Source organism: Leucobacter sp. M11 (genome assembly GCF_035726885.1).
In the GTDB taxonomy this organism is placed as follows: Bacteria; Actinomycetota; Actinomycetes; order Actinomycetales; family Microbacteriaceae; genus JAPFRB01.
On sequence record NZ_JAPFRB010000003.1, the window covers coordinates 407,173 to 409,894 of the forward strand.

A 2,722-nucleotide genomic window follows, 5' to 3' on the forward strand; every position below is an offset into this window, starting at 1 on the left:
ATGACCAGGCCGTACGCGAGGACCATGCCCCACTGCGCGAGCACGGTGCCCCAGGCGGAGCCCGCAATGCCCCAGCCGAAGCCGTAGATAAACAGCGCGTTCAGGGCGGCGTTGACGGCGAAGCCGATTCCGGCGACCCGGAGCGGGGTCATCGTGTCCTGGAGCCCGCGCAGCAGCCCGGAGGCCGCGAAGACGAGCAGCATCGCGGGCAGACCGAGGCAGGAGATCACCAGGTAGGTGGTCGCATCGGCCGCGACCGCCGCGGAGACCCCAAACAGGCCGACGAGGGGCCTGCCGAGCGCCGCGAGCGCGCCCGCCAGCAGCACCCCGATCCCCGCCGCGAGCCACAGCCCCGAGACCCCGGCGCGCACCGCGCCCGGCAGATCCCCGGCCCCGCGCCTGCGCGCCACGAGCGGGGTGGTCGCGTAGGCCAAGAAGATCATGAGCCCCACCGCCGTGCTCAACACCGCCGCGGCCACCGCGAGCCCGGCCAGGGGCGTCGCCCCCAGGTGCCCGATCAGCGCGGAATCCACGATGAGAAACAGCGGCTCCGCGATCAGGGCGCCGAGCGCGGGAATCGCGAGCGAGGCAATGCTGCGATCGACGCTTGCCCGGCTGGGTTGCGCTCTGAGCGGATCCGAATTCATGTCCCCGACCCTATCGGGCGAAGCCAAAGCGCCGGGGGCTACAGTGGGGGGCATGACGACCTCCGGCATTGATCTCGACGACCTGAACCCCGAAGTCCGCCCCCAGGACGACCTGTACCGGCACGTAAACGGCCGCTGGATCGACCGCACCGAAATCCCCGCGGACAAGGCCCGCTTCGGCGCGTTCGCCGTGCTCGCCGAGGACGCCGACCTCGCCGTCCGCGACATCATCACCGGCCTCACCCCGCCCGCCGCTGGCGCGCCCGCCGAGACCGAGGCGGAGAAAATCGCGGCCCTCTACGCCAGCTTTATGGACACCGAGCGCGCCGACGCCCTCGGCACCCAGCCCATCGACGCCGACGTCGCGCGGGCGCTCGCCGTCACCTCGATCCCTGAGTTTGTGGCGCTGCTGGCCGAGCTGGAGCGCGGCGGCACCTCCGGCTTCCTCGGCATGGGCATCGACAACGACCCAGGCAACCCCGAGCGCTACATCGTCTTCGTCATGCAGGGCGGCATCGGCCTGCCGAACGAGTCCTACTACCGCGAGGAGCAGTTCGCCGAGATCCGAGCGGCCTACCGCGCCCACCTGGCGCGGATGCTCGGCTTCGTCGCCGTGCCGGACGCGGACGCCTCCGCGGAGCTGATCTGGGACCTGGAGCGCCGGATCGCGGCCACGCACTGGGACTCCGTCGCCTCACGCGACATCCAGAAGCTCTACAACCTGCGCACCTTCGCGGAGCTGCAGGAGCTCACCCCCCGGCTCGACTGGTCGGCCTATCTCGCCGCGATGGGCGCGCCGGAGGCCGCCTTCGCCGAGGTGGTCGCCGGGATGCCCGACGCGATCACCGGGATCACCGCGCTCCTCGTCGAGGAGGAGCTGGAGGCCTGGAAGGCCTGGCTCGTCTGGCAGATCGTCCGCGGCAACGCCTCGCAGCTCACGCAGGAGATCTCCCGCGCGAACTTCGACTTCTACGGCACCGCGCTCTCCGGCACCCCCGAGCAGCGCGAGCGCTGGAAGCGTGGCGTCGCCTACGTCGAGGGCGCGATGGGTGAGGCCGTCGGCAAGCTCTACGTCGCCCGGCACTTCGACGAGTCCTCGAAGGCCGCGATGGACGGCCTCGTCGGCCACCTCGTCGAGGCCTACCGCGAGTCGATCACCGGCCTGGACTGGATGGGGGAGGAGACGAAGCAGCGCGCGCTCGTGAAGCTGGACAAGTTCACCCCCAAGGTCGGCTACCCCGCGACGTGGCGGGACTACTCGCAGCTCGTCGTGGACGCGGGCGACCTCGTGGGCAACGCCCGCCGCGTCTCAGAGATGGAGTTCGCGCGCGAGCTCGGCAAGGTGGGCAAGCCCATCGACCGCGACGAGTGGTTCATGACCCCGCAGACGGTGAACGCGTACTACAACCCCGGCTTCAACGAGATCGTGTTCCCCGCCGCAATCCTGCAGCCCCCGTTCTTCTCGGCCGAGCGGGACGCGGCCACGAACTTCGGCGGCATTGGCGCGGTTATCGGGCACGAGATTGGCCACGGTTTCGACGACCAGGGCTCCCGCTACGACGGCGACGGAAAGCTGACTGACTGGTGGACCGAGGCCGATCGCGCCGCCTTCGAGGAGCGCACCGGCTCGCTCATCGAGCAGTACAACGCCCTCTCGCCCGCGGGGGCGGACGGGCAGACCGTGAACGGCGAACTCACGATCGGCGAGAACATCGGCGATCTCGGCGGGCTCTCCATCGCCTGGCGGGCCTACCTGCTTTCCCTCGATGGGGCCGAGCCGCCCGTCATCGACGGGCTCACCGGCGCCGAGCGCTTCTTCTTCTCCTGGGCCCAGGTGTGGCAGCAGAAGTCCCGCGACGAGGAGACCGTGCGCCTGCTCACGATCGACCCGCACTCGCCGAACGAGTTCCGCTGCAACCAGATCGTGCGCAACATCGGCGAGTTCCACGAGACCTTCGGCGTCACCGAGGACGACGCCCTCTGGCTCGACCCCGCCGAGCGCGTCACCATCTGGTAGTCCCGCGCACCCGGTCCGAGCCGGTCACCGCCGAGCACGGGACCCGGAGCGCACAACC

Annotated in this window: 2 protein-coding genes; one reads left to right on the forward strand and one right to left on the reverse strand. The window is 70.5% G+C overall.

The features are described 5' to 3' along the window. A partial coding sequence (locus tag OOT08_RS10270) for an MATE family efflux transporter (RefSeq protein WP_325092555.1) occupies positions 1 to 647 on the reverse strand: 647 nt, incomplete at its 3' end. Between the two features lie 52 nt (positions 648 to 699). On the opposite strand from OOT08_RS10270, the gene OOT08_RS10275 reads away from it, so the two are divergent. Next, entirely contained in the window at positions 700 to 2,664 is a 1,965-nt protein-coding gene (locus OOT08_RS10275; protein WP_325092556.1) for a M13 family metallopeptidase, read from the forward strand. The last annotated feature ends 58 nt before the right edge of the window (positions 2,665 to 2,722 follow it).

Excerpts from the sequence above, each read along its gene's own strand:
- OOT08_RS10275 (WP_325092556.1), top strand. The coding sequence starts at position 700 with ATGACGACCTCCGGCATTGATCTCGACGACCTGAACCCCGAAGTCCGC.